This is a genomic window from Alicycliphilus sp. T452, assembly GCF_054512775.1.
This window is the reverse complement of sequence record NZ_JBTNEH010000032.1, coordinates 1-25,083: the sequence shown is the minus strand read 5'-3', so window position 1 is coordinate 25,083 and position 25,083 is coordinate 1. Positions and strand designations below refer to the sequence as shown.

General features: G+C 71.0%; 27 protein-coding genes. 19 read left to right on the top strand and 8 right to left on the bottom strand.

Annotated elements, in window-relative coordinates:
* Positions 1-8 precede the first annotated feature (8 nt).
* The 3 genes from ACX12L_RS20595 (at position 9) to ACX12L_RS20585 (ending at position 3,246) form a co-directional block, all read left to right on the top strand.
* On the top strand, positions 9-881 hold the full coding sequence (locus ACX12L_RS20595) for a hypothetical protein (protein ID WP_459264304.1): 873 nt from the start codon (positions 9-11) through the stop codon (positions 879-881).
* 78 nt (positions 882-959) lie between these two features.
* Positions 960-2,174, top strand: a complete 1,215-nt coding sequence (gene chrA / locus ACX12L_RS20590; RefSeq protein ID WP_459264303.1) for a chromate efflux transporter — start codon at positions 960-962, stop codon at positions 2,172-2,174.
* 133 nt (positions 2,175-2,307) lie between these two features.
* Entirely contained in the window at positions 2,308-3,246 is a 939-nt protein-coding gene (locus ACX12L_RS20585) for an AEC family transporter (protein ID WP_459264302.1), read from the top strand.
* Between the two features lie 8 nt (positions 3,247-3,254).
* Here the strand turns inward: ACX12L_RS20585 and pdxH are convergent, their stop codons facing one another.
* Together pdxH and ACX12L_RS20575 are read right to left on the bottom strand one after the other, a co-directional pair.
* Positions 3,255-3,908, bottom strand: coding sequence for a pyridoxamine 5'-phosphate oxidase (pdxH, locus tag ACX12L_RS20580; RefSeq protein ID WP_459264301.1), 654 nt, complete (start codon positions 3,906-3,908; stop codon positions 3,255-3,257).
* A gap of 16 nt (positions 3,909-3,924) precedes the next feature.
* Positions 3,925-4,518: a gamma-glutamylcyclotransferase gene (locus tag ACX12L_RS20575; protein ID WP_459264300.1), complete on the bottom strand. Its 594-nt coding sequence runs from the start codon at positions 4,516-4,518 to the stop codon at positions 3,925-3,927.
* Positions 4,519-4,580: 62 nt separating this feature from the next.
* Between ACX12L_RS20575 and ACX12L_RS20570 the strand changes: the two genes are divergently transcribed.
* Positions 4,581-5,102 carry an OmpA family protein gene (locus tag ACX12L_RS20570; protein ID WP_459264299.1) on the top strand — a complete coding sequence of 174 codons (522 nt, stop codon included), beginning with the start codon at positions 4,581-4,583 and terminating at the stop codon, positions 5,100-5,102.
* Between the two features lie 48 nt (positions 5,103-5,150).
* On the opposite strand, the gene ACX12L_RS20565 is transcribed toward ACX12L_RS20570, so the two are convergent.
* Both ACX12L_RS20565 and ACX12L_RS20560 read right to left on the bottom strand, forming a co-directional pair.
* Positions 5,151-6,194, bottom strand: a complete 1,044-nt coding sequence (locus ACX12L_RS20565; protein ID WP_459264298.1) for a DUF72 domain-containing protein — start codon at positions 6,192-6,194, stop codon at positions 5,151-5,153.
* A complete protein-coding gene (locus ACX12L_RS20560) occupies positions 6,195-6,599 on the bottom strand; it encodes a hypothetical protein (protein ID WP_459264297.1) in 405 nt (134 codons plus the stop codon). It lies immediately after the preceding gene.
* A 92-nt stretch (positions 6,600-6,691) separates the two neighbouring features.
* Between ACX12L_RS20560 and ACX12L_RS20555 the strand changes: the two genes are divergently transcribed.
* Positions 6,692-9,088: a Tex family protein gene (locus tag ACX12L_RS20555; RefSeq protein WP_459264296.1), complete on the top strand. Its 2,397-nt coding sequence runs from the start codon at positions 6,692-6,694 to the stop codon at positions 9,086-9,088.
* Positions 9,089-9,095: 7 nt separating this feature from the next.
* Here the strand turns inward: ACX12L_RS20555 and ACX12L_RS20550 are convergent, their stop codons facing one another.
* Positions 9,096-9,947 (bottom strand): citryl-CoA lyase, encoded by an 852-nt coding sequence (locus tag ACX12L_RS20550; RefSeq protein ID WP_459264295.1) that lies wholly within the window; start codon positions 9,945-9,947, stop codon positions 9,096-9,098.
* Positions 9,948-10,123: 176 nt separating this feature from the next.
* On the opposite strand from ACX12L_RS20550, the gene ACX12L_RS20545 reads away from it, so the two are divergent.
* The 4 genes from ACX12L_RS20545 (at position 10,124) to ACX12L_RS20530 (ending at position 13,738) form a co-directional block, all read left to right on the top strand.
* Complete coding sequence (locus tag ACX12L_RS20545; RefSeq protein WP_459264294.1) at positions 10,124-10,951, top strand: HDOD domain-containing protein; 828 nt, start codon at positions 10,124-10,126, stop codon at positions 10,949-10,951.
* Positions 10,952-11,015: 64 nt separating this feature from the next.
* A complete protein-coding gene (locus ACX12L_RS20540; protein ID WP_459264293.1) occupies positions 11,016-11,885 on the top strand; it encodes a 2-keto-4-pentenoate hydratase in 870 nt (289 codons plus the stop codon).
* A 62-nt stretch (positions 11,886-11,947) separates the two neighbouring features.
* Positions 11,948-12,868 (top strand): alpha/beta hydrolase, encoded by a 921-nt coding sequence (locus ACX12L_RS20535; protein WP_459264321.1) that lies wholly within the window; start codon positions 11,948-11,950, stop codon positions 12,866-12,868.
* Between the two features lie 9 nt (positions 12,869-12,877).
* Entirely contained in the window at positions 12,878-13,738 is an 861-nt protein-coding gene (locus tag ACX12L_RS20530; RefSeq protein ID WP_459264292.1) for a YbgC/FadM family acyl-CoA thioesterase, read from the top strand.
* Positions 13,739-13,881: 143 nt separating this feature from the next.
* Here ACX12L_RS20530 and ACX12L_RS20525 read toward each other — a convergent pair whose 3' ends face one another.
* Both ACX12L_RS20525 and ygfZ read right to left on the bottom strand, forming a co-directional pair.
* On the bottom strand, positions 13,882-15,135 hold the full coding sequence (locus ACX12L_RS20525; protein ID WP_459264291.1) for a cation:proton antiporter: 1,254 nt from the start codon (positions 15,133-15,135) through the stop codon (positions 13,882-13,884).
* Between the two features lie 115 nt (positions 15,136-15,250).
* The gene (gene ygfZ / locus ACX12L_RS20520; protein WP_459264290.1) at positions 15,251-16,189 is read right to left on the bottom strand and encodes a CAF17-like 4Fe-4S cluster assembly/insertion protein YgfZ; all 939 of its coding nucleotides are present in this window, start codon (positions 16,187-16,189) and stop codon (positions 15,251-15,253) included.
* A gap of 46 nt (positions 16,190-16,235) precedes the next feature.
* Between ygfZ and mltG the strand changes: the two genes are divergently transcribed.
* The 8 genes from mltG to ACX12L_RS20480 all read left to right on the top strand — a co-directional run bounded on the left by mltG (position 16,236) and on the right by ACX12L_RS20480 (position 22,491).
* Positions 16,236-17,231, top strand: coding sequence for an endolytic transglycosylase MltG (gene mltG / locus ACX12L_RS20515; RefSeq protein WP_459264289.1), 996 nt, complete (start codon positions 16,236-16,238; stop codon positions 17,229-17,231).
* Entirely contained in the window at positions 17,228-17,884 is a 657-nt protein-coding gene (gene tmk, locus ACX12L_RS20510) for a dTMP kinase (protein ID WP_459264288.1), read from the top strand. Before mltG ends, tmk begins: the two co-directional genes overlap by 4 nt.
* The gene (locus tag ACX12L_RS20505) at positions 17,881-18,876 is read left to right on the top strand and encodes a DNA polymerase III subunit delta' (protein ID WP_459264287.1); all 996 of its coding nucleotides are present in this window, start codon (positions 17,881-17,883) and stop codon (positions 18,874-18,876) included. The genes tmk and ACX12L_RS20505 overlap by 4 nt, the downstream gene beginning before the upstream one ends.
* 16 nt (positions 18,877-18,892) lie before the next feature.
* Positions 18,893-19,252 (top strand): PilZ domain-containing protein, encoded by a 360-nt coding sequence (locus ACX12L_RS20500; RefSeq protein ID WP_013518488.1) that lies wholly within the window; start codon positions 18,893-18,895, stop codon positions 19,250-19,252.
* 61 nt (positions 19,253-19,313) lie between these two features.
* Positions 19,314-20,123, top strand: a complete 810-nt coding sequence (locus ACX12L_RS20495) for a TatD family hydrolase (RefSeq protein ID WP_459264286.1) — start codon at positions 19,314-19,316, stop codon at positions 20,121-20,123.
* Positions 20,120-20,800 carry an ankyrin repeat domain-containing protein gene (locus ACX12L_RS20490; protein ID WP_459264285.1) on the top strand — a complete coding sequence of 227 codons (681 nt, stop codon included), beginning with the start codon at positions 20,120-20,122 and terminating at the stop codon, positions 20,798-20,800. Before ACX12L_RS20495 ends, ACX12L_RS20490 begins: the two co-directional genes overlap by 4 nt.
* A gap of 197 nt (positions 20,801-20,997) precedes the next feature.
* Positions 20,998-21,243 (top strand): hypothetical protein, encoded by a 246-nt coding sequence (locus ACX12L_RS20485; RefSeq protein ID WP_459264284.1) that lies wholly within the window; start codon positions 20,998-21,000, stop codon positions 21,241-21,243.
* A gap of 30 nt (positions 21,244-21,273) precedes the next feature.
* Positions 21,274-22,491 (top strand): DUF2325 domain-containing protein, encoded by a 1,218-nt coding sequence (locus tag ACX12L_RS20480; RefSeq protein ID WP_459264283.1) that lies wholly within the window; start codon positions 21,274-21,276, stop codon positions 22,489-22,491.
* Positions 22,492-22,494: 3 nt separating this feature from the next.
* Here ACX12L_RS20480 and ACX12L_RS20475 read toward each other — a convergent pair whose 3' ends face one another.
* The gene (locus tag ACX12L_RS20475; RefSeq protein WP_459264282.1) at positions 22,495-23,172 is read right to left on the bottom strand and encodes a GntR family transcriptional regulator; all 678 of its coding nucleotides are present in this window, start codon (positions 23,170-23,172) and stop codon (positions 22,495-22,497) included.
* A 226-nt stretch (positions 23,173-23,398) separates the two neighbouring features.
* Between ACX12L_RS20475 and ACX12L_RS20470 the strand changes: the two genes are divergently transcribed.
* Both ACX12L_RS20470 and ACX12L_RS20465 read left to right on the top strand, forming a co-directional pair.
* Entirely contained in the window at positions 23,399-24,361 is a 963-nt protein-coding gene (locus ACX12L_RS20470) for a TRAP transporter substrate-binding protein (RefSeq protein WP_459264281.1), read from the top strand.
* Between the two features lie 83 nt (positions 24,362-24,444).
* A complete protein-coding gene (locus tag ACX12L_RS20465) occupies positions 24,445-24,954 on the top strand; it encodes a TRAP transporter small permease (protein WP_459264280.1) in 510 nt (169 codons plus the stop codon).
* Positions 24,955-25,083 lie beyond the last annotated feature (129 nt).

Genomic DNA, 25,083 nt, shown 5'->3' with positions numbered 1-25,083 from the left:
GCTGCCGCATGGAATTCACCAAACAGTTTCTTCGGGCCAAGAACCCGTGCGCCAACGGCTTTCGCTGGTTCGTGCGCCACATCGAGGACGGCGTGGGCTACCAGCACGCGCTGGACACCCTGGTGCAGGCCGGGCGGGTGGATGACGCGTTGTGGCTGCTGCGGCAGTTCGGCCCCACGAACACGGTGCTCAGCGTGGACAGCCTGGAGGCGCAGGACCTCGTGTTCGCGGGCACGGTGCTGGTGCGCGCCGGCATCGACGTGGAGGGCGTGCTCCACGCGGGCCGCTCCATCCAGGCGGGCGGCGGCATCCGCGCCGGCGGCGCGCTCGTCGCGGGCGAGGACATCCGCGCGGGCGCGCACATCCGCAGCCAGGGCGCCGTGCACTGCGGGGGCGACCTGCGCACCGACTGGGGCGTCGAGGCGCAGGAATCGGTGACCTGCGGGGGCGAGCTGCGCGCCGCGTGGGACGTGGTCTGCCAGGGCGCCCTGAGGGTGGGCGCGGGCGCCTCCATCGGCCAGGACCTGGTCGTGCAGGGGCCCATCGACTGCGGCAAAAGCCTGCGCGTGGGCGGGCACCTGAGCGGGGCGGACAGCCTGCGCGCGGGGCAGGGCATCGTCGTGGGCGGCGCCATTGGCGGCGTGATGCACGTGGAGGCGGGCTGGGGTATCAAGGCCGGGGAGTCCATCGAGGCCCATGGCGCCATCAAGGCGGGCGAAAGCCTGATCGCGCGCGATGCGATCCGGGCGGGCGAGGGCTACGGCATCTTCGCCGGCCTGAACGTGCAGGAGGACGCCTGGGACACCAGCGCCCAGGTCTGGGCGCGGGACCTGCCCGCGGGCCTGCGCAGCGGCGTGTGGATGGGGCCCTGCGCCGCCTGATGGCCCGATGCGTGCCGCCCATGCATGCTTCGCGCGCAGCGGCGACACTGCGGGCCATGACGCACCCCGCTTCTTCCCATGCCGGCGCCCCATGACGCCCTCCCCGCGCGGGATGGCGCCTGGCGCGTGTTCTGCGTCTTCCTGCGCCTGGGCCTGACCTCGTTCGGCGGGCCGGTGGCGCACCTGGGCTACTTCCACGCCGAGTTCGTCGCGCGCCGCCGCTGGCTGGGCGAGCGGGCCTACGCCGACCTGGTGGCGCTGTGCCAGTTCCTGCCGGGGCCGGCCAGCAGCCAGGTGGGCATGGCGCTGGGCCTGCGGCGCGCGGGGATGGCGGGCGCGCTGGCGGCATGGCTGGGCTTCACGCTGCCGTCGGCGCTGGCGATGGGGCTGCTGGGCCTGGGGCTGGCCTCGGGCCATGCCGCGCTGCCCGCGGGCGCCCTGCATGGGCTGAAGCTGGCCGCCGTGGCCGTGGTGGCGCAGGCCGTGTGGGGCATGGCGCGCAGCCTGTGCCGGGGGCCGGCGCGGCTGGCGTTGATGGCGCTGGCCTGCGGCGCGGCGCTGTGGCGGCCGGGCGTGCAGGGCCAATTGGCCGCCATGCTGGTTGCCGCCGTGGCGGGCGTCTGGCTGTGGGGGAGGGATGTGCCGCCTGTCCCCGTGGCCGGAGAGAACGATGGCGGCGATGTGCCCCGGCGGACGGGCGCGGCGCTGCTGGCGCTGTGCGCGGGGTTGTTTGTGCTGCTGCCCCTGGCGGCGCACGCCTGGCCGCAGGCCTGGGTGGTGCTGGCCGATGCGTTCTACCGCGCCGGCGCGCTGGTGTTCGGCGGCGGGCACGTGGTGCTGCCCCTGCTGCAGGCCGAGACGGTGGGGCGCGGCTGGGTGTCGGCGGACGATTTCCTGGCGGGCTACGGCGCCGCGCAGGCCGTGCCGGGGCCGCTGTTTACCTTCGCGGCCTTCCTGGGGGCCGCGGCCGGCCATGGCATGGGTGGGTGGCCGGGGGCGCTGGTGGCCACCGCGGCCATCTTCGCGCCGGCCTTCCTGCTGGTGGCCGGCGCGCTGCCGTTCTGGGCGCGGCTGCGGCATGGCGCCAGGGCGCGGGCGGCGCTGTCCGGCGTGAACGCCGCCGTGGTGGGCCTGCTGCTGGCGGCGCTCTACGACCCGGTGTGCACCAGCGCCATCCACGGGCTGGCGGATGCGGCGCTCGCGGCGTGCGCGGCCGTGGCGCTGATGGCCTGGCGCGCCCCCGCCTGGCTGGTGGTGCCGCTGTGCGGCGCCGCGGGGTGGTGGCTGGGGTAGCGCGCTGGATTGCAAGAGAAATCGGCCTCCAGCGCTCATGGGGAAAGCGCAACGAGCTATCAAATGCATAGTCTGCGCGGCACTCGTGCTCCAGCCTCTACACTTGCGCCCGCCCCCCCTCCGTGCGCGCGCCGTGTTTTCTTCCATCCTCCTGCCCCTGGTTCCCGTCATCCTGTGCATCGGCCTGGGCTTCTCCATCGCCCGCGTGGGCTGGGTGCGCGCGGCCAGCGTGCCCGACCTGTCGAACATCGTCTTCCTCGTGCTCACGCCCGCGCTGCTCTTCCGCACCATGGGGCAGGTGCACCTGCAGGAGCTGGACTTCCGGCCCGTGGGGCTGTATTTCGCCTCGGTGGCGCTGCTGTTCGGGGCCACGCTGGCCTGGGCGCCGTTCACCACGGCGACAGCGGCGCGGGCGCTGGCGCACACCTTCAGCAACACGGTGATGATCGGCGTGCCGCTCATCAGCCTGGTCCATGGCCCCGCGGGGCTGGTGACGCTGTTCACGCTGGTTTCGCTGCACTCGCTGGTGCTGCTCACGGCCACCACGCTGGTGTTCGAGCTGGCGCAGGCGCGCGCGGGCGCCGATGACGGGCATTCGATGGCGCGCACGGTGTGGCAGGCGGTGCGGGGCAGCATCGTGCATCCGGTGCCGCTGCCCATCCTCGCGGGCCTGCTGTTCGCGCAGACGGGCCTGCCGCTGCCCGAGGTGGTCGACAAGCCCCTGCAGATGCTGGGCGCGGCGCTCGGGCCCATGGCGCTGCTGCTCGTGGGCATCGCGCTGGCGCATGCGCGCATCGGCGCGCACTGGCGCGGCGCGCTGCGCATCGCGGCGGTCAAGAACCTCGCCATGCCCTCGACCCTGGCCGCGCTGGCCTGGGCGCTGGGCCTCTCGGGGCCGGCCGTGGCGGTGATGCTCACCGCGTCCGCGCTGCCCGTGGGCGCCAACGTGCTGTACTTCACGCAGCGCTACGGGGTGATGCAGGAGGAGGTGTCGTCGGCCATCGCCATCTCCACGGCGCTGGCGCTGGCGACCGTGCCGCTGGCGCTCGCGGCGGCGCGGCTGTTCATGTGATCCTGTGATCAGGGCGCAAGGCGCTCGCGCACCCAGGCGCCGCCTTCCAGCCGGTAGCGCAGCCGGTCGTGCAGCCGGCTCTTGCGGCCCTGCCAGAACTCCCACTGGTCGGGCTTGAGGCGGTAGCCGCCCCAGTGCGGCGGGCGCGGTGGCTTGAGCAGGAACTGCGCGCCGTACCTGGCCGCGTTGGCCAGCAGCACGCCGCGGCTGGCGATCACCTGGCTCTGCGGGCTGGCCCAGGCGCCTATGCGCGAGTCGAGCGGGCGGGTGTGGAAGTAGGCGTCGCTTTCCTCGTCGCCGACCTTCTCCACGATGCCCTCGATGCGCACCACGCGTTCGAGCTCCACCCAGTGGAACTGCAGCGCGGCATAGGGGTTGCCCGCGAGCTGGCGGCCCTTGCGGCTGTCGTAGTTGGTGTACCAGACGATGCCTTGCGCGTCGTAGCCCTTGATGAGCACCACGCGCGTGCTCGGGCGCAGGTCGCTGCCCACGGTGGCCACGGTCATGGCGTTGGGCTCGGGCACCTGGGCGGCGACGGCCTCTTGCAGCCATTGGTCAAATTGCTGCAGCGGATCGGCGTGGGAGGCGTCTTCGCTGAGCTCGGCGCGCTCGTAGCTCTTGCGCAGGTCGGCGATGGAGGAGGAGAGGGGGCTGTGGCTCATGCGGCGATTGTGCCCCTCAAGCGCGCGGCCGCGACAGGGCCAGCAGGCGCGCCAGCGCCCGGTCGTGGATGCCCATGCGCAGCAGCTCGGCGTGGGTGGTCTCGGCGTAGTCGCGCGTGGTGCCGTAGATGCCGCGGGCCTGCGCGAAGATGCGCCGGTACTCCTCGTCGGCCAGCACGCCCGTGTGGCTGGGGCTCTTGCGCGAGAGGGTGAAGGCCAGGGCGCGCACCGGGCTGGCGGAGGTGCGGCAGTCGAGCCAGCGCGGGTCGTACACGCCCAGCACCATCTCGCGCTGCCACAGGTTGGCCATGACCTGGCGGGCATGGGCCTGCTCCACGCGGAACACCATGCCGCGGCAACTGCCGCCCGAGAGCATGCCGAACACCAGGCCCGGGCATTCGGGCGTGCCGCGGTTGACGCGGCTCCACATCTTGAGCGCCCGGTGCCAGCCGTGCACCTTGGCGGCGCGGCACTCGGCGAACGGGAAGTCCGGGCGCCAGATCAGCGAGCCGTAGCCGAAGATCCACAGGTCGTCCGCGCCGCCCCATTCTTCGAGCGTGCGTTCGAGCATGGGGGCGGGATCGCGCAGTGGGGCGGCAGGCGCAGGCATGGCGAGACTCTACAATCGGCGGGTTTTGTCCAACGCACGGATTATTCACGGGAGTCTCCATCATGTCCTTCAGCAGCTCCGACGACGACAGCCAGCAGCGCTTCGCACTCGGGTTCCTCTTCGCCCTCATCGCCCTGGTGGTGTCCACCGTCGTGGGCGTGGTGGTCTACAAGCGCGGCATCGCGCACGCGCCGGCCAAGGCGCCGGCTGCCGCCGTGGTGACGACCGCGGTCGAAGTGGTGGCCGAAGACGCTGCCAGCGTGGTGGTCGAGGGCGGCGTGGTGAAGTTCTTCTTCGCCACCGGCAAGGCCGACCTGGCCGCGGGCGCCAGCGAGGCGCTGGCCGAGGCAGTCAAGGGCGTGCTCGAAGGCGGCAAGACGGCCGTGGTCTCGGGCTTTCACGATGCGACGGGCGACGCCGCGGTGAACGCCGAGCTTTCCAAGCAGCGCGCCCTGGCCGTGCGCGACGCGCTCAAGGCGCTGGGCGTTCCCGAAGAGAAGGTGGAGCTCAAGAAGCCCGAAGTCACGCAGGGCAGCGGCAGCAATGCCCAGGCACGCCGTGTCGAGGTGGTGCTGGCGCCCTGACGGCCCCTTCCCCCGCGCGCACGAGAAACCCGGCATTGCCGGGTTTTTTCATGTCGGATTCAGCGCGGCCACCTGCTCCGCCAGCCGGCGCACCGTGAGCGGCGCGCAGCCCTCGGCATGGTTGCTGATGGTGACGTAGGCGTTCTGCCCGCGCCCGCACACGCCGGCGAGGGTGCGCGCGAGCAGCGCATGGGTGTCCGGGTCGGGGTGGTGGATGCGGTCATAGGGGGCGTACAGCTTCTGCGCGTCCTCGTAGCCGTGGGGGCCGTGCACGGGGTGCAGGTTCCAGCGGCATACCAGCGGGCCGGGCCACAGCAGGCGCAGGAGCGGCAGCTGCTCGGCCAGCGGCGGCAGGCGCGCATGCAGGCCCAGGCAGTAGGTGGCGCCGCTGCTCCTGAGCACGTCGGCGAAGTGCCCCAGGTGTTCGGGCGCCAGCCACTCGGGGTCGCGCACCTCCACGGCCAGCACGGCGTCCGGCTGGCCCTGGGGCGGCTGGGCCTGCAGCAGGGCGCGCAGGCGCTCCAGCACCTCGGGCAGGCGGTCGAGCAGGCGCCAGGGCAGGGGACTCAACTGGAACACCAGGGCGCCGGTGCGCGCGCCCAGGCCTTCGAGCGCGGGCGCCACGAACTCCTGCGCGGCCAGCTGCGGGTTCAGGAAGGCGGGGTTGGGCTCGCGTGCGCGTCCATCCTCGCTGCGCACGAGGGCGTCGGCGACCAGGCTGGGCGCCTTGACGACGAAGCGGAAATCCCCCGGCACCTGGGCCGCGTAGCGTGCGTAGTCGCTGGCCGTGAGGGGGCGGTAGAAGCTGCGGTCGATGCTCACCGTGCGCAGCAGCGGGTGCCGGGCGTAGACGGGCAGGCCCTTTTTGGCCAGTGTCTGCTCGGAATGCGCGCCCTCCCATACCAGGCCCTGCCAGCCGGGGTAGCTCCACGACGAGGTGCCCAGGCGCAGCCGGGGCGGCAGCCTTGCGGCCAGGGCGTGCAGGTCGCCGCTCCAGGTGGCGGGGTGCACGCCGGTGCGGCGCGCGGGGGCTTTATCGGGTGCGGCCGGGGCCGAGGGCGGCGGCGGGCCGCCGAACAGATCGTCCTGCACCTACATCTCCTCGAACAGGCCGCCCTCGTCGAGCAGGCCGTAGGCGATCTCGGGCCGCCGCTCCATGCTTTTGCGGATGGCCTCGGGAATGGCCTTGCGCGTCTTGCGGCACAGGCCCGGCTGCGCGTGCACGAGGATGGCGATGCCGCGCAGCGTGCGCACCTCGTTGGGGCTGGTGGTGATGGACAGGCGCACGCCGAGCTGCCCCAACAGGCGCTGCTCCATGTGGCGCAGGTCGGCCAGGCTCGTCAGGTTCTCCAGCCGCTGCACCAGGCGCTTTTCTTCCTCGCGCGTCAGGCGCAGGATGCGCACGTCGCCGCCGGGCGCGCGCATGAGCGCGTCGCGCTCGCATACGCAGCTGCCGGGCGGGCATTCGGTGCGGATGGGAAAGGGCGGGGCGGACATGGCTGGCGTTCGATTATGGGGCGGCCGCCACGGGTGCGCCGGGCCGTATGGCAAACTCCCGCGCTTCGTTTTCCCTTGCGTTTTCCAGGCACATGCAGCAGATCGTCCGGCAGTTGGCCGCAGAAATCAAAATCACCGAAACCCAGGTCCTGGCCGCAGTGGAGCTGCTCGACGGCGGCGCCACCGTGCCCTTCGTCGCGCGCTACCGCAAGGAGGCCACGGGCGGGCTGGACGACGTGCAGCTGCGCGAGCTCGAAGCCCGCCTGTCCTACCTGCGCGAGCTGGAGGAGCGGCGCGTGGCGGTGCTCAAGGCCATCGACGAGCAGGGCAAGCTGACCGCGCAGCTCCGCGCGCAAATCGCCGCCGCGCCGACCAAGCAGGAGCTGGAGGACATCTACCTGCCGTTCAAGCAGAAGCGCCGCACCAAGGGCCAGATCGCCAGGGAGTTCGGCATCGAACCGCTGGCCGACAAGTTGCTGGCCGACCCGACGCTCGACCCGCACGAGGAGGCCAGGGCCTTCTGCCAGCCCGCGACGACGCTCGACGACGGCAAGCCCGGCCCCGATTTCTCGACCACCTTCGCCGTGCTCGATGGCGTGCGCGACATCCTCTCCGAGCGCTGGGCCGAGGACGCGCAGCTCGTGCAGTCGCTGCGCGAATGGCTCTGGGCCGAGGGGCTCTTGCGCAGCAAAAAGGTGGACGGCAAGAACGAGAACGATCCCGAGGTTGCCAAGTTCCGCGACTACTTCGACTACGACGAGCCCATCGGCCGCGTGCCCTCGCACCGGGCGCTGGCGGTGTTCCGCGGCCGGTCGCTGGAGATCCTGGAGGCCAAGCTGGTGCCGCCTGAGCCAGAGGCGAATTCCACATCCCAGCCCGACCCGCGCCAGCCCAGCATCGCGGAAGGCAAGATCGCCCTGCACCTGGGCTGGAGCCACCAGGGCCGCAAGTGCGACGACCTGCTGCGCAAGTGCGTGGCATGGACGTGGCGCGTGAAGCTGTCCCTCTCCACCGAGCGCGACCTGTTCTCGCGCCTGCGCGAGGAGGCCGAGAAGGTCGCCATCAAGGTCTTCGCCGACAACCTGCGCGACCTGCTGCTGGCCGCCCCCGCCGGCCCCAAGGCCGTGATGGGGCTGGACCCCGGCATCCGCACGGGCGTGAAGGTGGCGGTGGTGGACGCCACGGGCAAGCTCGTGGAGACCGCCACCGTCTACCCGCACGAGCCGCGCCGCGACTGGGACGGGAGCCTCGCCGTGCTGGGGCGCCTGTGCATGAAGCACGGCGTGCAGCTCATCGCCATCGGCAACGGCACGGCCAGCCGCGAGACCGACAAGCTCGCGGCCGAGCTCATCAAGCTGATGCAGAAACAGGCTCCAGCGCAGGCGGGGCAAGCGCCAGAAGCTATCGAAAAAGTAGTCGTGAGCGAGGCCGGCGCCTCGGTGTATTCGGCCAGCGAATACGCATCCCAAGAGATGCCCGACGTGGACGTGAGCCTGCGCGGCGCGGCCAGCATCGCGCGGCGCCTGCAGGACCCGCTGGCCGAGCTGGTGAAGATCGAGCCCAAGAGCATCGGCGTGGGCCAGTACCAGCACGACGTGAACCAGGGCGAGCTGGCGCGCACGCTGGGCGCCGTGGTGGAGGACTGCGTGAACAGCGTGGGCGTGGACCTGAACACCGCCAGCGTGCCGCTGCTGAGCCGCGTCTCGGGCCTGTCGGGCAGCGTGGCCAAGGCCGTGGTGCGCTGGCGCGAGCAGCATGGCGCGTTCAGGGACCGCAAGCAGCTCATGGAGGTGGGCGGCCTGGGCGCCAAGACCTTCGAGCAGGCGGCGGGCTTCCTGCGCATACGCGGCGGCGACAACCCGCTGGACATGACCGGCGTGCACCCCGAGACCTACCCGGTCGTCGAGCAGATCATCGTGAAGACCGGCAGGCCCGTGCAGGAGCTGATGGGCCGCGCCGAAGTGCTCAAGACCCTGAAACCCGAGCAGTTCGCCAGCGAGCGGTTCGGCGCCATCACCGTGCGCGACATCCTGGGCGAGCTGGAAAAGCCCGGCCGCGACCCGCGCCCCGACTTCAAGGTGGCGCGCTTCAACGAGGGCGTGGAGGAAATCTCCGACCTCAAGGAAGGCATGGTGCTCGAGGGCACGGTGAGCAACGTGGCCCAGTTCGGCGCCTTCGTGGACCTGGGCGTGCACCAGGACGGGCTGGTGCACGTGAGCCAGCTCGCGCACAAGTTCGTTCAGGACGCGCGCGAGGTGGTGAAGACCGGCGACATCGTGAAGGTCAAGGTGCTGGAGGTGGACGTGGCGCGCGGCCGCATCAGCCTGACCATGAAGCTGGACGCGGCGCCCGCGCGCCGCGACGGCCCGCGCGAGAACCGCTTCGAGGGCGCGGGCCGCGGCTACGCCCAGCCGCAGCGCCGGGGCAGCGAGAGCGCGCCGCAGTCGGCCATGGCATCGGCGTTCGCCAAGCTGCAGGGCCGGCGCTGAGGCGCCGTCAGGCCGGGGTGTCCGGCACCGCCCGCTGCGGGGGGCCGTCGTAGCTCCAGATGTACTCGCGGGGCAGGGGGCCCTTGTTGCGCCCTCCCTGCAGCGTCTGCTCCCAGGCATGGGCCAGGATGCCCACCGAGCGCGACAGGCAGAACAGGCCGCGCGCGAGCGCCGCGGGAAAGCCCAGCTCGGCATAGATCACCGCGGTGGCGCCGTCGATGTTCATCGGGATGCGCCTGCCGTTCTTGCGCGCCGCCAGCTCCTCCTCCACCGCGCGCCCTATGCGCGCAAAGCGCCCGCCGACCACGCCGGCCCGGGCGGCCTCGTCCACCAGCTCCAGGAGGCGCGGAGCGCGCGGGTCGATGGGGTGGAAGCGGTGGCCGAAGCCGGAGACGAACTTCCCGTGGCGGGCTATCGCCTCGTCCAGGCCCGCGCTCGCGGCGGCGCGAAGGTCCTCGCCCCGGTCCAGCCGCCGCGCGATGCCGGCGTACATCTCCACGGCCTGCTCCCCCGCGCCTCCGTGCACGTCGCCCAGCACGTTCACCGCCGAGGCCATGGCGTTGTTCAGCCCCACGCCGCACGTGGCCGCCATGCGGGCGATGGCGATGCTCGGCGCCTGGGGGCCATGGTCCACCGCGGCCACCAGCGCGGCGTCGAGCAGGCGCGCCTCGCCTTCGCTTGGAAGCTCGCCGCGCGTCATCAGCCAGACCATCTGCGCGAAGCCGACGCGGCCGATCAGCTCCTGTATGGGGTAGCCGCTGTAGCGGATGCTGCCCGGCGCCATGTCGATGATGGAGGTGCGCCACCAGTCCTGGACGGCTTGCTGCACCTGGCCGACGTCGTTCGCTGTCGTGTTCATGCGATTTCCTGCTGCTTGAAGGTTGCGATCCACGGCCGGACCGCGTTGGCCTGTCTGCCCGATTGGATCATGGGGGCGCGGCCGACCGGGCAACCCGGCGGAGCCGGAGGCGCGGCAAGCAGCAACAATCGTTGCATGGATAATCCCCGCACCTTCCTGTCCGGGCAATGCAACCGATGGAGTTGAATGCACTGCTGGAACAGCCCTTCGTGCTGCCCAGCCTGCCACGTGCCGTGGCGCTACTGATGAACGAGCTGGGCAGCGCCGAGCCGAGCCTGCGGCGCCTGAACCAGTTCTTCGGCACCGACCCGGCGCTGGCCGCGCGGCTGCTGCAGGAAGCCAACTCCGCTCCCTTTGCCGCGCAGCGCCAGGTCAGCGGCATTCCCGAGGCGCTGGCCCTGCTGGGCGTGGGCCGGCTGCGCGCGCTGGTGGCCGCGGCTCCGCCGGGCACCACGTCGCGCTCGGTGCCGGGCGTGAACCTGCAGCATTTCTGGCGCTACAGCCTCTACACGGCCAAGCTCGCGCGCGCGCTGGCGGGCCTGGTGCACCACAACCAGATCGCGGCCTACACGGCGGGGCTGCTGCATGGCGTGGGCGAGCTCGCGCTGCACATGGCCGACGCGGCGCGCATGCAGTCCGTCAACACCCTGGTGGGGCCGCTGGACCCGCGCCGGGCCAAGCTGGAGCAGCACCTGCTGGGCTACTGCTACGCGCAGGTCAGCGCGGGCCTGGCCTGGCGCTGGCAACTGCCGGATGTGGTGGTCGATGCGCTGCGCCACCACCATGCGCCGTTCGACAACGACGTCTGCGAACCCCTGGCCGGCGTGCTGCACCTTGCCACCTGGCGCGCCCGCGCGCGCGAGGCGGGGCTGGGCGCGCGCGAGCTGGCCGTGTCCTTCCCCGACGAGGTGGGCGTGGCCCTGGGCCTGGACATCGACATGGTGCTGCAGCAGGACCCCATCGACTGGAAGGCGCGTCCCGACGACGCCGGGGACCCTGTCTGATGCGCGTGGCCGGCCGGGGCCATTACCATCGGCTGCCATTGCAACAACCAAGCAGGAGACCGGCATGAGCATGAAGCAGACCATCGTCGCGCTGGCGGCGGGCATCGCGGGGGCCATGGGCGCGCAGGCGCAATGCCTCAGCGATGGCGACGTGGGCGTCCTCGCCTCGCACTATTCGGCCCGCACGCCGGCGCCCAACTTTCCCGCCTTGTCGGATGCCGACGGCGCCTGCACGCGCGCCAAGCTCAACGTGCTGCTGGCCTCCAGCCTGGGCAAGGTGGTGGGCTACAAGGCCGGTCTGACCAACCCCGCGGTGCAAAAGCGCTTCAACACCGACAAGCCGGTGTGGGGCAAGCTGTACGAGGGCATGGTCCAGCCCAGCGGCGCCGCCGTGCCCGCCGCCTTCGGCGCGCGCCCCTTGTACGAGGCTGACATGCTGGTGCGCGTGAGGGACGCCGCCATCAACCACGCGCGCACGCCCTATGAGGTGCTGCAGCACATCGACCAGGTGATCCCGTTCATCGAGCTGCCCGACCTGGTCGTGCAGGCGCCGCCGCAGCTCAACGGCCCCGGCGTGGCCGCGATCAACGTGGGCGCGCGCCTGGGCGTGGCCGGCCAGCCGATCGCCGTGCCCGCGACGCGCGGCGAGCGCTATGCGCTGCTGGACGCGCTGGAGCGCATGGACGTCCAGCTCACCAACCAGCAGGGCCAGCTGCTGGCCAGCGGCAAGGGCCGCGACATCCTGGGCCAGCCGCTCAACGCCGTGGTCTGGATCGCCCAGGCGCTGCAGCAGGAGGGCATCACGCTGCAGCCGGGCGACCTGATCAGCCTGGGCTCGTTCTCGCCGCTGCTGCCGCCGCGCGCCGGCCTGAGCGTCACGGCCACCTATGCCGGCCTGCCCGGCGCGCAGCCCGTGCAGGTGCATTTCAAGTGAGGGCTTGAGCGTTGACGACGGCCGATATCGCCTCCCAGGCCCACGCGCGGCTGACGCCGCAGATGCGCAGCGTCATAGAGCGCATGGCGCGCGCCGGCCGTCCGCCCCTGCACACCCTGAGCCCCGCGCAGGCGCGCCTGGCCTATGAGCTGGGCGCGGGCGTGCTCGAAGTGCCCAGGGCCGACCTGCCCCGCATCGAAGACCTGCGCATCCCCGGCCGCGATGGCGCGCAGCTGCCCGCGCGCCTGTATGCGCCCGGCACCGCGCCGGCGCTGCCCGTGCTGCTGTACCTGCACGGCGGCGGCTTCACCATCGGCAGCGTGGACACGCACGACGTGCTGTGCCGCGAGCTTGCGCGCCTGGCAGGCTGCATGGTGGTGTCGCTGGACTATCGCCTGGCGCCCGAGCATCCATTCCCCAGTGCCAGCAACGACGCCTGGGACGCGCTGGCCTGGCTGGCCGCCAACGCCGCCCGGCTGGGCGCCGACCCGGCGCGCCTGGCCGTGGGCGGCGACAGCGCGGGCGGCACGCTGGCGGCCGTGAACGCCATCCTGGCGCGCGACGCCGGCCTGCCGCTGGCGCTGCAGCTGCTGATCTATCCCGGCACCACGGCGCACCAGGACACGCCCTCGCACACCGAGTTCGCCCACGGCCCGGTGCTCGACCGCGCGGCCATCGGCTGGTTCTTCGACCAGTACATCCCCAGCCGCGCCGAGCGCGAGGACTGGCGCTTCGCTCCGCTGCTCGCCCCCGACGTGGATGGCGTGGCCCCCGCCTGGATCGGCCTGGCCGAGTGCGACCCGCTGGTGGACGAGGGCGTGGCCTACGGCGACAAGCTGCGCGCCGCCGGCGTGGCCGTGGACCTGGAGATCTACCGCGGCGTCACGCACGAATTCATCAAGATGGGCCGCGCCATTCCCGAGGCGCGCCAGGCCCACCGGGACGCGGCGCGCGCCCTGCGCGCCGCCTTTCTCACCGACTGAAAACGAGCCATGCAACGACAAGACTTCCGCTGCTGCCACCGCCTGCGCGTGCGCTGGTCCGAGGTGGACATCCAGAAAATCGTCTTCAACGCCCACTACCTCACCTACGCCGACTGCGCCATGACCGAATACTGGCGCGCGCTGGCCCTGCCTTACGAGGCCGGCATGCAGGCACTGGGCGGCGAGGTGTACCTCAAGAAGGCCAGCGTGGAGTACCACGCCTCGGCGCGCCTGGACGACTTGCTGGACGTAGGCATGCGCTGCGCGCGCGTGGGCAACACTTCCCTGGTGTTCGAGTGCGGCGTCTTTGCGGGCGAGCGGCTGCTGGCCGCCATCGAGCTGGTCTACGTCTTCGCCGATCCGGCCACGCAGACCAAGCGCGCCGTGCCGCCCCAACTGCGCGCCATGGTCGAGCACTTCGAGGACGGCGGCGAGATGGTCGAGCTGCGCGTGGGCGACTGGGCCACCCTGGGCCGCGACGCCACCCGGCTGCGCATGGCGGTGTTCGTGCAGGAGCAGGGCATCGACCCTGCCATCGAACTCGACGCGCACGACGCCACGGCCGTGCACGCCGTGGCCTACAACCGCCTGGGCCAGGCCGTGGCCACGGGCCGCCTGCTGTACGAGGCCCCGGGCGACGCGCGCATAGGCCGCATGGCCGTGGACCGCGTGGTGCGCGGCCAGCGCTGGGGCCGCATGGTGCTCGACGCCCTGGTGCAGGCCGCGCGCTCGCGCGGCGACCGTGCGGTGACGCTGCACGCGCAGTGCAGCGCCGAGGGCTTTTACCAGCGCGCGGGGTTCGAGGCCGTGGGCGAGCGCTTCGAGGAGGCGGGCATTGCCCACATCACCATGCAGCGTACGCTGGATTGACCAGGGTTCACGGATGCGCGGCCTCCAGTTTTACCTGGGCCTGATCAGGCTTGTGCAACAAAGCCCTTTGCGTTTGCGCGAAAGGAGCCGCATCGTCCATCGGTATGAAGCGCCCCGCTTTTGCCTGGCGGGGCGCCCTGCCGTCAGGCTTGCGTCTGTGCGTAGCGGCGCACCAGGCGGCCCAGCGTGGTCGCCTGCACCAGCAGGCTGAAGACCACGACCACGTAGGTCACGCCGATGACCAGGTCGCGCCCCTGGAACTCCGGCAGCGACAGGGCCAGCGCGATCGAGATGCCGCCGCGCAGGCCGCCCCAGGTCATGATCTTGACCGCATGCGGGCTGACCTGGCGGAAGCGCCGCAGCGCCGCCATGGGCAGGGCCACGCTGACGCCGCGCGCCAGCAGCACCACCGGGATGGCGGCGACGCCGACCCACAGGCCCGAGAAGTCGAAGGCCAGCGCGATCACCTCCAGGCCGATGAGCCCGAACAGGATCAGGTTGAGCAGCTCGTCGAGCAGGCCCCAGAAGCTGAACAGGTGCTCCCGGGTCTTGTCCGACATGTGCCTGGCCGCGCCGTGGTTGCCCACCACCAGGCCCATGGCCACCACGGCCAGCGGCGCCGAGACGTGCAGGGTCTCCGCCAGGCTGTAGCCGCCCGTGGCCAGCGCCAGCGTGATGAGGATCTCCACCGGATAGCTGTCGATGTCGCTGAGCAGCCAGCAGGCCGCATAACCCGCGGCCACGCCGAACACCAGCGCCCCGGCGACTTCGCGCAGCAGCAGGGTGCCGACGTGCGCGGCCGAGAACTCCGAGGCCCCCGTCGCCAGCCCGACCAGCGTGAGGAAGGTCACCATGGCTGTGCCGTCGTTCAGCAGGGCTTCGCTGGCGATCTTGGCCTCCAGCGAGGGCGGGGCGCCCGCGCTCTTGAGCACCGCCAGCACGGCGATGGGGTCGGTCGGCGAGATCAGCGCGCCGAACACCAGGCACCACAGCAGCGGGATGGGGTGGCCCAGCGCCGCCGTGGCGTAGTACATGCCCACGCCGACCACGGCGGTGGAGATCAGCACCCCCAGCGTCGAGAGCGAAATGATGGCCACCTTGTGCTCGCGCAGGCGCGAGAAATCGACGTGCAGTGCGCTGGCGAACAGCAGGAAGCTCAGCAGGCCGTGGAACACCACTTCGCTGAAGTTGATCTGGGTGACGAGCTTCTGCGCGTAGGCCGACATCTCCGGGCGCGTCAGTCCGATCAGCGAGACGGCCAGGCAGGCCACCAGGCCCGTCAGGGTGATGCCCAGGGTGTCCGGCAGGCCGAGCCGCTTGAGGTACTTGAGGTTGATGACGCCGAAAACGGCAACGATGGCGAACAGGACGCCGGCGCCTTGGAAGATGGTGGGCATGCTGGGGTGACGGAGTGTGCGGGCCGACGCGGGCTGCGTTGTGCCAACACAAAAATCATAGCTGCTGGCACTTTTCTGGAAATGCCTGGCAGCCTTTTCAGGCTGTTTCAGGTGCTCAGATGTCTGCCAGCAGCGCGTAGGGCAGCGGCAGCAGCGCGATCGGCACGCCGTCCGCCGCGCCCGCTCGCAGCGTGCCGCCGGCGGCCGCGATCTGCAGCGACACGAGCGCATCCACGCCGCCGCCGGGCGCCGCGGCGGCCTGCACCACGGTGCCCACGGGCTGCTCGGCATCGCCCTCGGCGAACACCTCGGCGCCCGCGGCGATGGCCGAGGGCGCGTGCGCCAGGTAGGTGCGGCGCTTGAGCGTGCCGCGGAACTGGCTGCGCGCCACCACCTCCTGGCCGGGGTAGCAGCCCTTCTTGAAGTTCACGCCGCCCACGGATTCGTAGTTCAGCATCTGCGGCACGAAGGCCTCGGCCACGGGCGCGGTGAGCGTGGCGATGCCGCTGCGCACCTCGCTCCACAGCCACAGCGACTCGTCCAGCGGCGCACCGGCGGGCGCGCTGCCCGCGGCGGGCGCCAGCCACAGGGCGCGCGGCTGGCCGTCGGCCGGATACAGCTGCACCACGCTGGCGTCGTCCTGGTCGGCCTTGGCCCAGGGCTCGCCGCCTTCGGGCAGCACGGCGCGGGCCGCGTCGCCCAGCAGGCCGTACAGGGCGAAGTCGCCCGTCGCGTCGCTCAGCCGGGCCTTGGCGCGCAGCACGAACATGGATAGGCGCCTGAGCGTGGGCGCGAGCAGCTCGCGCGCGCACACCAGCAGCACCTCGGTATCGCTGCGCTTGAAGGCGATGAAGCTGGCCAGCATGCGGCCCTTGACGGTGAGGAAGGCCGCCAGGCGCGCATGCTGCAGGTCCAGCAGCGCGAAGTCATGGGTGAGCTGGCCGTGCAGGAACCTGGCGGCGTCTTCGCCGGCGACGCGGATCACGCCGAGGTGGGATAAACGGGTCACGCCGCCCGCGGGCAGGGGCGGCGGTACTGGCTTGGGGTCGGTCATGGCTGAATTATGATGCCCGGCTTTCCTTCATACAGGCTGCAGGGTTGTGCGCAGGTTCCTCGTTCTGGTGTTGCTCGTCGCGCTGGCCATGGCCGCCGGCGCGGCCTGGTGGCTGCAGGCCCCCATGCCCGTGCGCGCGGGCGTGGGCGCTGGGCAGCCGCTGGAGCTGGAGATAGAGCCCGGCACCACGCCGCGCGGCGTGGCGCGCGCCGTGGTGCAGGCCGGCTTCGACACCGATGCGCGCCTGCTGTTCCTGTGGTTCCGCCTGTCGGGCAAGGACCGCGGCATCAAGGCCGGCAACTACGAGGTCGCGCAGGGCACCAGCCCCCATGCGCTGCTGCAGAAGCTCGTGCGCGGCGAGGAGGCGCTGCGCGCCGTCACGCTGGTGGAGGGCTGGAACTTCCGCCAGCTGCGCCAGGCGCTGGCGCGCGCCGAGCAGCTCAGGCCGGATACCGAGGGCCTGAGCGACGCCGACATCATGGCCCGCCTGGACCGTGCGGGCGTGCCCGCCGAGGGGCGCTTCTTTCCCGACACCTACACCTACGCCAAGGGCAGCAGCGACCTGGCCGTGCTGCGCCGCGCGCTGCACGCCATGGACCGGCGCCTGGAGGCCGCCTGGGCCCTGCGCGCACCCGACACGCCTTTGAGGTCGCCCGAGCAGGCGCTGATCCTGGCCAGCATCGTCGAGAAGGAGACTGGCCGCCCCGAGGACCGCGCCCAGATCGCTGGCGTGTTCAGCAACCGCCTGCGCGCGGGCATGCTGCTGCAGACCGATCCCACGGTGATCTACGGCCTGGGCGAGAGGTTCGACGGCAACCTGCGCAAGCGCGACCTGCAGGCCGACACGCCCTACAACACCTACACGCGCGCGGGCCTGCCGCCCACGCCCATCGCCATGCCGGGCCGGGCCGCGCTGCTGGCCGCGGTGCAGCCCGCCGATACGCGCGCGCTGTACTTCGTGGCGCGCGGCGACGGCACGAGCCACTTCAGCGCCACGCTCGACGAGCACAACCGCGCCGTCAACCGGTATCAACGCAAATGACGACAGGCCTGTTCATCACCTTCGAGGGCATAGACGGCGCGGGCAAGTCCTCGCACATTGAGACGCTGGCGCGCGCCTTGCGCGCGGCCGGGCGCAGCGTGACGCTGACGCGCGAGCCCGGCGGCACGCCGCTGGCCGAGAAGCTGCGCGCGCTGCTGCTCAACGACGCCATGGACGCGCTGACCGAGACGCTGCTGGCGTTCGCCGCGCGGCGTGACCACCTGTGCCGCGTGATCGGGCCGGCGCTCGCGCGCGGCGAGGCCGTGCTGTGCGACCGCTTCACCGACGCCACCTTCGCCTACCAGGGCGCGGGCCGCGGCTTCGATCTGCAGGCGCTCTTATATATGGAGCAGCTTGCGCAGACGGGGATTGGCCTGGAGCCCGATTCGATGCTTGAACCCGATCTCACGCTGTGGTTCGACGTGCCGCCCGAGGTGGCCGCCGCGCGCCTGGCCACGGCACGCGCGCCCGACCGGTTCGAGGCCGAGTCCACGCAATTCTTCGCCCGCGTGGCGCGCGGCTATGCCGACCGCGCCGCCGGCGCGCCCCGGCGCTTCGCGCGCATCGACGGGGCGCAGCCGCGCGAGCAGGTGGCCGCGCAGATGCTGGCCGCGGTGGCCGCGCGCGGCTGGCTGCCGGGGGCCGCGCCATGAACGCAGTGGCGCCCTGGATCGCGGCCCAGCGCGCGCAGCTGCTCGCGCAGCGCGGCCACGCCTGGCTGCTGCACGGCCCGTCGGGCCTGGGCCAGTACGCGCTGGCGCTGGAGCTGGTGCGCGCCTGGCTGTGCGACGCGCCCGGCGAGCACGGCGCCTGCGGCCGGTGCGCGAGCTGCCACGGCATAGCCGTGCGCACCCATGCCGACCTGTGCGTGCTCATGCCCGAGACCACGACGCTGGCCCTGGGCTGGCCCCTGCCCGAGAAGGCCCAGGCCGAGATCGAGGACAAGAAGCGCAAGGCGAGCCGCGAGATCCGCGTGGAGGCCATGCGCGACGCCGTGGAGTTCGCCCAGCGCACCAGCGCGCGCGGGCGCGGTAAGGCGGTGCTGGTGTTCCCGGCCGAGCAGATGAACCACGTGACGGCCAACGCCCTGCTCAAGACGCTGGAGGAGCCGCCGGGCGACGTGCGCTTCGTGCTCGCCACCGAGGCCGCGCACGAGCTGCTGCCCACCATCCGCAGCCGCTGCCTGGGCCACGCCATGCTGTGGCCCAGGCCCGACGAGGCGCACGGCTGGCTCGCGGGGCAGGGCGTGGCGCCCGATGCGGCCCAGGCCCTGCTGCGCGCCGCGGGCGGGCGGCCCGACGACGCGCTGGCCCTGGCCCGCGCGGGCCGCAGCCCCCAGGCCTGGGCCCTGATCCCCAAGGCCATGGCGCGCGGAGACGTCTCGGCGCTGTCCGCGCTCGAACCCGCCCAGGCCGTGGACGCGCTGCAGAAGCTCTGCCACGACCTGCTGGCGCAGCGCGTGGGCGCGCAGCCGCGCTACTTCGACGCGGCAGACCTGCCCCGGCCGCCCGGCCTGGGGCCGCTCACGCGCTGGTCGCGCGCGCTCATCCAGGAGGCTCGCACGGCCGACCACCCTTTCAACGCGGGCTTGATGCTGGAGTCGCTTGTAGCCCAGGCGCGCCAGACACTAAACTCGCGCCATTGATTCCCCCAGGCCACCTATGAGCAGTCCGTCCACAGCGCCGCGCCCCAGCGTCATGCAGCTGAACATCAAGGAAAAGGCTGCTCTGTACGCAGCCTACATCCCGTTCTTCGAGGAGGGCGGCATCTTCGTGCCCACGACGCGCGAGTACAGGCTGGGCGACGACGTCTACGTGCTGCTCACGCTGCCCGATGACCCGCAGCGCTACCCCGTGGCCGGCCGCGTGGCCTGGGTGACGCCGGCGCGCGCCGTCGGCAACCGCACGCAGGGCGTGGGCATACAGTTCCCCAAGGACGAGAAGTCGCGCCAGCTCAAGCTCAAGATCGAGGAAATCCTGGGCACGGCCCTGGCCGCCGACCGGCCCACGCAGACCATTTGAGCGGCGCGGTCCCGCTTTTGCCGCCGGCCTCTCCGGCCGGCTTTTCGTTTTCCATTGCGCCATGTTCGTCGATTCCCACTGCCATCTGAACTTTCCCGAGCTCGCCAGCCAACTGCCCCAGATCCGCCAGGCCATGGCGGCGGCGCAGGTGGAGCGCGCGCTGTGCATCTGCACCACCATGGAGGAGTTCCCCGCCGTGCACGGCCTGGCCACGGCCCATGACAACTTCTGGGCCACCGTGGGCGTGCACCCCGACACCGAGGACATGGCCGAGCCTTCGGTGCAGGACCTGCTGGAGCGCGCCGCGCTGCCGCGCGTGGTGGCCATCGGCGAGACCGGGCTCGACTACTACGGCATGGAAGACCGCAAGGGCGGGCGCAGCATCGCCGACCTGGAGTGGCAGCGCGAGCGCTTCCGCACCCACATCCGCGCCGCGCGCGCCTGCGGCAAACCGCTGGTGATCCACACGCGCAGCGCCTCGGGCGACACCCTGGCCATCCTGCGCGAGGAGGGCGAGGACGGCGCGGGCAACCGCGCCGGCGGCGTGTTCCACTGCTTCACAGAGACGGCCGAGGTGGCGCGCGCGGCGCTGGACCTGGGCTACTACATCTCGTTTTCCGGCATCATCACCTTCAAGAACGCGCAGGACCTGCGCGACGTGGCCGCCTTCGTGCCCATGGACCGCCTGCTCATCGAGACCGACAGCCCCTACCTGGCCCCCGTGCCCTACCGCGGCAAGACCAACAACCCGTCCTACGTGCCCTTCGTGGCGCAGCAGATCGCGGCCATCAGGGGCCTGCCGGTGCAGGAGGTGGCCCGGGCCACGAGCCGCAACTTCGAGCGGCTGTTCCTGCAGGGGAGCGCCGCATGACGAGCCGCCGCCGCACCCTGGCATGGCTGGCGCTGGCCGCCGCCGCACCCGTGGCCGGCCTGGCGCATGCCGGCGCCTACGAGGACTTCTTCAAGGCCATAGAGCTCGACAACGGCGCCGCCGTGGCCGACCTGCTGCGCCGTGGCTTCGACCCCAACGCGCGCGACCCCAAGGGCCAGCCCGCGCTCATCGTGGCGCTGCGCGGAGACTCGCGCAAGGCCGCGGCCGCGCTGATCGCGGCCAGGGGCCTGAAGGTGGAGGAGCGCAACGCCAAGGACGAGAGCGCGCTGATGCTGGCCGCCCTGCGCGGCAACCTGAGCGCGGCGCGCACGCTGATCGCGCTGGATGCCGACGTCAACAAGACCGGCTGGACGCCGCTGCACTACGCCGCCTCCGGCACCACGGCGGAGGCCAAGGCCATGGTGGCGCTGCTGCTGGAGGAGAGCGCCTACATCGACGCCGCCTCGCCCAACGGCACCACGCCCTTGATGATGGCCGTGCGCTACGGCTCGGGCGACGTGGCGCGTCTGCTGATCGAGGAAGGCGCCGATCCCACGCTGAAGAACGACCTGGGCATGACGGCCATCGACTTCGCCCGCCAGGCCGACCGCGCCGACATGGTGGACCTGGTGGCCCAGGCCGTGCGCCGGCGCCAGCCCAACCGGGGGCGGTGGTGACGCCTGGCCGGCAGCCGCCGCGCGGGGGCTGAAGCCGTTTTCCGAGGTTTCCCGCCGCGCGCTGGCGGCCCGGTGGCATGGGCCGCAATCTGCCCTCGCCCTTGGGGATGCCGCTGGGGTTCGTTACGTTTCGCTCTCTTTTAATGAGAATGATTCTTATCTACAATATGTGCTCCAGCCACTCACAGGAGGACCGCATGGAGCGCTCGCCTACTTCGTCCAGCTGCCAGCACGCCTTGCTGGCCCATAGCCCCGTCGGACATGTGTCCGTCTGCCCCGATTGCGGCGTCGTGCATCTTTCCCTCGACTGTGTCTCCGTGCGGCTGGAGGTGGGCGCCTTCCTGGCATTGGCCGAGATGCTGTCCCAGGCGCACAAGCGCCTGCACGGCATCCAGCTGCGCGAGAGCCGCAGCCACGACGGCCGGGCGGGTGCCGTTCACTGAAGCCCCGGGCGCGCAGAGCAAGGAGGTCGCATGTGTGATGAATGCTTCCGCTTTCTGGCGGCCACCCGTGGGTCGCGCCGCAGGCGGCTCTGGGACCTGCCGCACCGATGCCACTGTCCCGTGGTGGGTGTCTGCTTCCCGCTGCCGGTGCTGCGCCAGCTGGTCGGCAGGGCGCTGGGCGGCAAGGCCGTCGCGGACGACTACGAGATCCACCTTGGCGCAGTGGCCGAATGCATGAAGCGCAACCGGCTGTCCGAATTGCTGCAGAAGGACCTGGAGTCCCGCTACGCCGGCATGGTGCAGGTATCGCGTGCCGCCAAGGATGCCAAGGCGGTCGCGGACATGTGGACGGCAGCGGTCCGAAGCGGGGATGTCCCGGGCGCGTTCTGGGCCGTGCTGACCCATCCGCGCTGCGACGAGACGCTGCAGGAGGTCGTCCTGCGCGACATGCACATGCTGCAGCACCAGGCCGGGGCTGCGGTGCGGGTGGACGTCGCCCGTGTCAACGAACTGGTCAAGGAAAACGGGGTCCTGGGCCGGGAGCTGGGCAGGGTGCAGGAGCGCTGCACCCGCGTGATCGGCGAGAAGTCGGCCGAAATCGAACGGCTCAACGCCCAGCTGGTGCAGCAGCGCGCCATTGCGATCGGCAAGGACTCGCGGATTGCGTTCCTCACCCAGGACCTGGAACGGCTCAGGGCGTCGCTGCCGGACTACGAGGACACCTCGAAACTGCGCAGGAAGCTCGAACAGCTCGGCGCCCGGCTGGCCGGCCTGGAGGCGCAGAACGCGCGGCTGCGCCAGCAGCTCGGCGAAGCGCAATACCTGCAGGGGCTGCGCGAGGCCGCGCCCGCTCCTGCGGCGGAGCATCGGGGCGATGCGCCCAGGGAAAGCCCCGTCACGTTCCATTTCAAGGAAAAGACGGTTCTGTGCGTCGGCGGCCGCAACGGGAATGTGTCCAGCTACCGGGACGTCGTCGAGAAGGCGGGCGGGCATTTCGCGCACCACGATGGCGGGCTGGAGGACAAGCAGGGAGCGCTCGACTCGGTGCTTGCCGCGGCGGACCTGGTCATCTGCCAGACCGGCTGCATCAGCCACAACGCGTATTGGCGCGTGAAAGACTTCTGCAAGCGCACCGGAAAGCAGTGCGTCTTCGTGGAGAACCCCAGCACGTCCTCGCTGACCCGCACGCTGCAGCAGATCACCGCGGGCGACTCTGCCGAAAAGCCGGCCGCAGACGCCGGCCGGTGACGATCACTTGCCCGCGCCGGCGTCGGAGATGCGCCGCGCGTAGGCCGCCAGCACGATGCGCTCGGAGTGCACCAGGTAGTCGTTGAGCGCGGCGGCGGCTTCCTGCGGCTTGCCGGCCTCGAACAGCTCCACGATCTTCACGTTGCTGTCCACGTAGGGCGCGTGCAGGAACTCGGGGTCGTTGAGCAGGCCGAAGGCCAGGCGCAGCTCGGCCAGCAGGTGCGAGAACATTTCGTTCAGGCGCTCGCTGTCGGCCAGTTCCACGATGGCCTGGTGGAACGCCATGTTGGCCGTGCCCACGCTGCGCCAGTCGCACGCATCGCGGCAGCGCAGGGCCATTTCCACGGCCTCGCGCAGGTGTTTCTTGGCCGGGTGGCGCGGATAGGCCTGGGCCAGCGCCTGGCACTCGATGAGCCGGCGCACGCGGTAGATGTCGATGATGGCCGCGATGCTGGGGATGGCCACCGACACGCCGCGGTTGGGCTCGTGCCGCAGCAGGCCTTCCTTGGTCAGCAGGCGGAAGACCTCGCGCAGCGTGTTGCGCGAAATCTCCAGGCGTTCGCTCAGCGCGGCCTCGGACAGGCGCTGCCCGGGGGCGAATTCCCCGTGGATGATTTTTTCCCGGACCAATGCCGCGATGCGGTCGGAGAGGTTGGGTTGCGGGTCGGTGGCTTGGGGCATGGGGCGGGCAAGCAGGGCGGGAAGGGCAAGTGTATCCAGCGCGCCCCCGTGCACGTCCCGGCGCGCAGGGGCCGCCGCTCAGGGTTTCCCAGGATGCAGATTGCCCTGTTTTTACCCGATGATTGTTGAACAATGTGCGGTAAATGGTTCGTCAATCTGCTCTGCACATGAGGGTTCAATCTTTGTCGGATCGCCCGTTTCCTCTTTCATTCCAAGGAGCCATTCCATGAAACGCATTCTTCTGTCGGTTGCCTGCCTGGCGGCAGGCCTGTCCCAGGCACAGGTCAAGTGGGACCTGCCCACGGGCTATGCGGCCAATACCTTCCAGACGCAGAACAACCAGCAATTCGCCAAGGAAGTGGACGAGTTGACCGGCGGCAAGCTCAAGATCACGCTGCATCCGGGAGGGTCGCTCTACAAGGCCAACGAGATCAAGCGCGCGGTGCAGACGGGCCAGGTGCCGGCGGCCGAGTTCATCCTCTCCGGCGCCGCCAATGAAAACGCGCTGTATGGAGTGGATTCCGTCCCTTTCCTGGCCAACTCGTACGCCGATGCCTGGCGCCTGTATCAGGCGGCCAGGCCGGCGCAGGAGAAGCTGCTGGCCTCCCAGGGGATGAAGCTGCTGTACAGCGTCGCCTGGCCGGGCCAGTCGCTCTACTCCAGCAAGCCCGTCCAGACGCCCGCGGATCTGGTGGGAACGAAGATGCGTGCGTACAACCCGACCTCCACGCGCATTGCACAACTGCTCAAGGCCCAGCCGGTGACGATCCAGTTGTCCGAGCTGGGGCAGGCGCTGGCCACGAACACGGTGAACAACTTTCTTACCTCCAGCGCCAGCGGCGTGGAGAGCAAGCTGTACGAGCAGATCAAATATTTCTACCCGGTGAATGCCTGGTTCCCGCGCAACGCCACCGTGGTCAACAAGAAAGCCTTCGACAGCCTGGACAAGGCTACGCAGGAGGCCGTCATGAAGGCTGCCGCAGCGGCTGAAAAACGCGGCTGGGAATCGAGCGAACGCCTGGACAAGGAGTACCTGAAGGAACTGGCCGCCAAGGGCATGACTGTCGCCGAGCCGTCGGAGGCGCTGAAGAAGGAGTTCGCCCGCATCGGCGCCACCATGACCGAGGAATGGGTGAAGACGGCGGGCGCCGACGGCAAGGCCATCGTGGACGCCTACCACAAGCGCTAAGCCCCGCCGGGAGGCAAGGCGCAGGGCGCACGCGCCTTGGCTCCTGCTTCCCGCCCCTCTTTCGTGCACATCTGGAACCTGCCATGGATCAGCTCTTCCGTCCTCTTTACCGCCTGCTCATCGGGCTTGCCTGCGTGTCCATGGTGGCCGCGTTCGTCATCGTCATGCTGGGCATCCTGGCGCGGCAGGTGTCGTTCATCGACATCCAGGGGCTGGATGCCTATGCCGGCTATGCCATTGCAGCGGCGCTGTTCTTCGCCTTGCCCACGGCCCTGATGCACGGCGACCACATCCGCGTCACGCTGGTGCTCGACCGCCTGGGCAGCCGCGCGCGTGCTGTGTTCGAGTGGGGCGGGCTGGTCGCTGCGCTGGGCCTGGCGGGGTACCTGGCCTGGTTTGCCGTGCGCGCCGTGTGGCTGTCCTACGTCACGCACGACGTCTCTGCGGCGGCGGACGCCACGCCCCTGTGGATTCCGCAGCTCTCCATGGCCATCGGCTGCATTGCCTTTGCGCTGGCCTTCCTGGATGCCATCGTGGCGCGGTTGCGCGGGCGCGCATGGTTCATCGCCGGCCCCGGCTCGGTGGCCGAATAAGCCTAAGAGCCTGTTTGCGATCTTCCGACCTCAGACAATAGGGGTGTGAAAAGAAAGCAATACCCGAGCGACATCAGCCGAGAGAAGTTTGCCGAGATAGAGCTGTTACTGCGCAGCGTCAGGCGCACG